This is a genomic window from Micromonospora sp. NPDC005324, from assembly GCF_040607155.1.
In the GTDB taxonomy this organism is placed as follows: domain Bacteria; phylum Actinomycetota; class Actinomycetes; order Mycobacteriales; family Micromonosporaceae; genus Micromonospora; species Micromonospora trifolii.
The window spans coordinates 1-2,901 of the sequence record NZ_JBEXGE010000110.1; the positions used below are offsets into that span (position 1 = coordinate 1).

A 2,901-nucleotide genomic window follows, 5' to 3' on the forward strand; every position below is an offset into this window, starting at 1 on the left:
CCGAGCCCGCGGCCACTTCCCCAACGAGGGCGCCGCCCTCACGTGCGTCTACCTCGCGGTGATGAGCCTCGACCCGACCGGGCAAGGCCGCCGGCGATGGACCATCCGCTGGAAAACCGCCCTGAACGCCTTCGATATGGCCTTCGAAAGACGCCTGTCCGCAGGCCGCAAGTAACCCTCAACAAGTCGGGTTACACCGTTCGTTCGACAGACCCGTACTCCAGCGAGAGATCCGTTCGCTTTCCAGAAAGTTGCGCAAGCCAGTCAACCTTCGGGCTGCATCCGTCGTCCTTGGTGGGGACGGAAGGAAAACTGGCGTGCAGGGATGGACAGGAGGGTGCGTGCGGCGGAAGAAGCGCTTCGACGGTTTGGACATCCTGGTAGTGGAGCGTGGCAGTGCTCTTCTCGCGACGGCGGTACTGCTGACTGGCAGCCGGGTCGCTGGGGAGGACCTTTTCCAGTTGGCACTGGAGCGGCTGATGCGGAACTGGAACCGGGTACAGGATGACAAGGAAGGATATCTACGTCGCACGCTGTACCACCTGGCGGTCGACCGGTGGCGGCTCCGCAGGCGCCGCCCAGAGGTGCTGACCGAGTTTGAGCCGCCGAGCCAGGCGGACGGCATCGAAGGACTGCACCTGCGGCAGGCACTCATTCAAGGATTGGCCATGCTGCCGCCGCGGCAACGGGCCGTTCTGGTGCTCCGCTACTGGGAGCAGTTGAACGAATCGGAAACTGCCGAGGTGCTCGGCTGCTCGGTCGGCACCGTCAAATCAAGCGCTTCCCGAGGGTTGACCCGGTTGCGGAAAATCACGGCCAATTGGGCGCTCGAAGACGCAGGAATGAACGGAGCAGGTAGATGACCATTAGTCTTGAAAATCAGCTGCAGGCCTGTATGCGTGACGAGGTTGCAGGACTGTCTTTTACCCGTGATGTCCTGGCCGAGGCGAATCGACGGCATCGGCGCCGTACGGCCCTGCACCGAACCGCGTATGCGGCTGGTGTGGTTGGCGTAGCCGGAGCTCTGATCGCGACCTTGACCGTCAACGCCGCTGCTCCTACCGGCACCAACGACGCGCCCGGGGCGGTTGCCGAACGCCCCTCATCGGCGAACATTGACACCGCGCAGATGCGGCTCGCCGCTGCCGCTGCGGCCAGCGAGAACATCAGTTACCGGGTGAAGGTTACAACCACCATCAAGGACAAACTTCCGGCGGAAGTCACTCTGCCCGGACGATTGAGCCGAAGCTGGGTCACCGAAGGAGCCTTCGATCCGAGGACGACCACCGGTTACCTAGAATCGCCGTACAAGGGTGAGTTGCGTCCATACGTCGCTGCCAGGGGCTTTTCCCACGAAAGGCTTGTCAACGGGGTTCGGTACGTCGGTTCTGCGGACGGCTTGGCACCCGACAGCGGTAAGATTATTTGGACCCGCTACCCGGGCAAGCGCGCCAACATTGACTTCGGCCTAGCGTTGGGAGAAGGTATTACCAATTCTGCAGATCCACAAGCGCTTTTCCGCACGCTGCGTCAAGCTGGAGCCAAGATCACCGAAACCTCCGGCGGCACTTACCGATTTGAAGTACAGATTAACAACGTTCCTTTACGAACCGACGTCAACTTACTGGTCGGGGAGGTGGCGCTTGACGCAGACCGGCGGATCGCCAGGATGGTCTACGACCGCACCGCGATCTACTCCGTTTACGACGAGGTCGAAACCCTTCGCCTGAAGGTGGAAATCGCGCTGTCCGACTACGGGGCGCCGGTTGAAGTCGAACCGCCGGCCAACGCTCGCTTCGAGCCTTCTCCCGTTAGGTGAAAAAGGTCTGCCGTCACGCGAGGCCACGCGGAGGCGCTGCCCTTAAACGACGGAAGGCACTTTCAAGGTGCAGAGTACCGGCACGCGTCCCAAGCTTGCTGTCTCTCGTGGTGGTCGCGGCGTTGTCGGTCACGCCGGCACGCGGTTGCTGGCCGATATCGCCGAAGTCTCGGGTCTGAGCAGGGGTTTCGCTGAGGCGCTGGGTGGGTTGCGGCAGCGCCGGCCGGTGCATGAACCGGGCCGGGTGGCCGTGGATGTGGCGGTGGTGCTGGCTGGCGGCGGTGAGGCCATCAGTGATCTCGGGGTGCTGCGTCATCAGCCGGCGCTGTTCGGGCCGGTGGCCTCGGATGCGACCGCGTGGCGAGTCCTGGACGGCCTCGACGCCGCAGCGTTGTCGCGGCTGGGTCAGGCCCGGGCCGCCGCACGAGAAGTCGCGTGGGCGCAGATGGGTGAGACCCGCGGCGGGATACCCGCCTCAAAAGCGGCCGGCTTCGATGTTCCTGGGCTGGTGCTGGACATGGACGCGACCCTGGTCATCTGCCATTCGGAGAAGGAGTCGGCGACGCGGACGTGGAAGAAGACGTTCGGTTTCCACCCGCTGCTCTTGTCAACCCGCGGGCAGCAGAGAGGTCTCCGTGTCTTTGATCATGGTGCGGTAGACGACGTCAGCGAGGCGCCGTTTCAGGCAGCGCATGGCTTCCTTGTGGGTTTTGCCTGCGGCTCGTTTGCGCTGGTAGTAGTCCCTGCCTGGGGTCGCTCGTTTGATCTGGGCCCATGGCCATGACATGCAGCGCGTAGTTCAGTTGCCGGTCGCCGGCACGCGATAGGCGGTGCCGTTGGACGTCAGCGGATGACACTTCTATCGGCGCGACACCGCAGTACGAGGCGAACGTGGACTCTGATCGGAACCTGTTGACGACTCCGGCGCGGGTGAGGATCTTCGCGGCGGTGACGTCGCCGATGCCGTGTAGATCGGTCAGGGTGGTGCCCAGGGCCCCGGCAAAGTCGTCAGGTGATGCCGAGTAGTGCCAGCGGGCGGGTGCTGTCGCGGGCGTGGTGTCGGTTGGCGGCAGCGATGTTGG

The 2,901-nt window shown here is 63.7% G+C and carries 3 protein-coding genes and 2 pseudogenes; 4 read left to right on the plus strand and 1 reads right to left on the minus strand.

Annotated features, from left to right (window positions below; all coding sequences use genetic code 11):
* The 4 genes and pseudogenes from ABZS40_RS36530 to ABZS40_RS36545 form a co-directional block, all read left to right on the plus strand.
* Positions 1-175 (plus strand): annotated as a pseudogene (locus ABZS40_RS36530) (IS256 family transposase); the annotation flags it as partial.
* A gap of 166 nt (positions 176-341) precedes the next feature.
* Positions 342-863, plus strand: a complete 522-nt coding sequence (locus ABZS40_RS36535) for a SigE family RNA polymerase sigma factor (protein WP_354949297.1) — start codon at positions 342-344, stop codon at positions 861-863.
* Positions 860-1,819, plus strand: coding sequence for a hypothetical protein (locus tag ABZS40_RS36540; protein ID WP_354949299.1), 960 nt, complete (start codon positions 860-862; stop codon positions 1,817-1,819). The genes ABZS40_RS36535 and ABZS40_RS36540 overlap by 4 nt, the downstream gene beginning before the upstream one ends.
* Before the next feature lie 67 nt (positions 1,820-1,886).
* A pseudogene (locus tag ABZS40_RS36545) lies at positions 1,887-2,483 on the plus strand (transposase); the annotation flags it as partial.
* 1 nt (position 2,484) lies between these two features.
* Here the strand turns inward: ABZS40_RS36545 and ABZS40_RS36550 are convergent.
* Positions 2,485-2,892, minus strand: coding sequence for an IS110 family transposase (locus ABZS40_RS36550; RefSeq protein WP_354949301.1), 408 nt, complete (start codon positions 2,890-2,892; stop codon positions 2,485-2,487).
* Positions 2,893-2,901: the final 9 nt, after the last annotated feature.

Coding starts and splice junctions, on each gene's coding strand:
- ABZS40_RS36540 (WP_354949299.1), top strand. CDS start 860: ATGACCATTAGTCTTGAAAATCAGCTGCAGGCCTGTATGCGTGACGAG.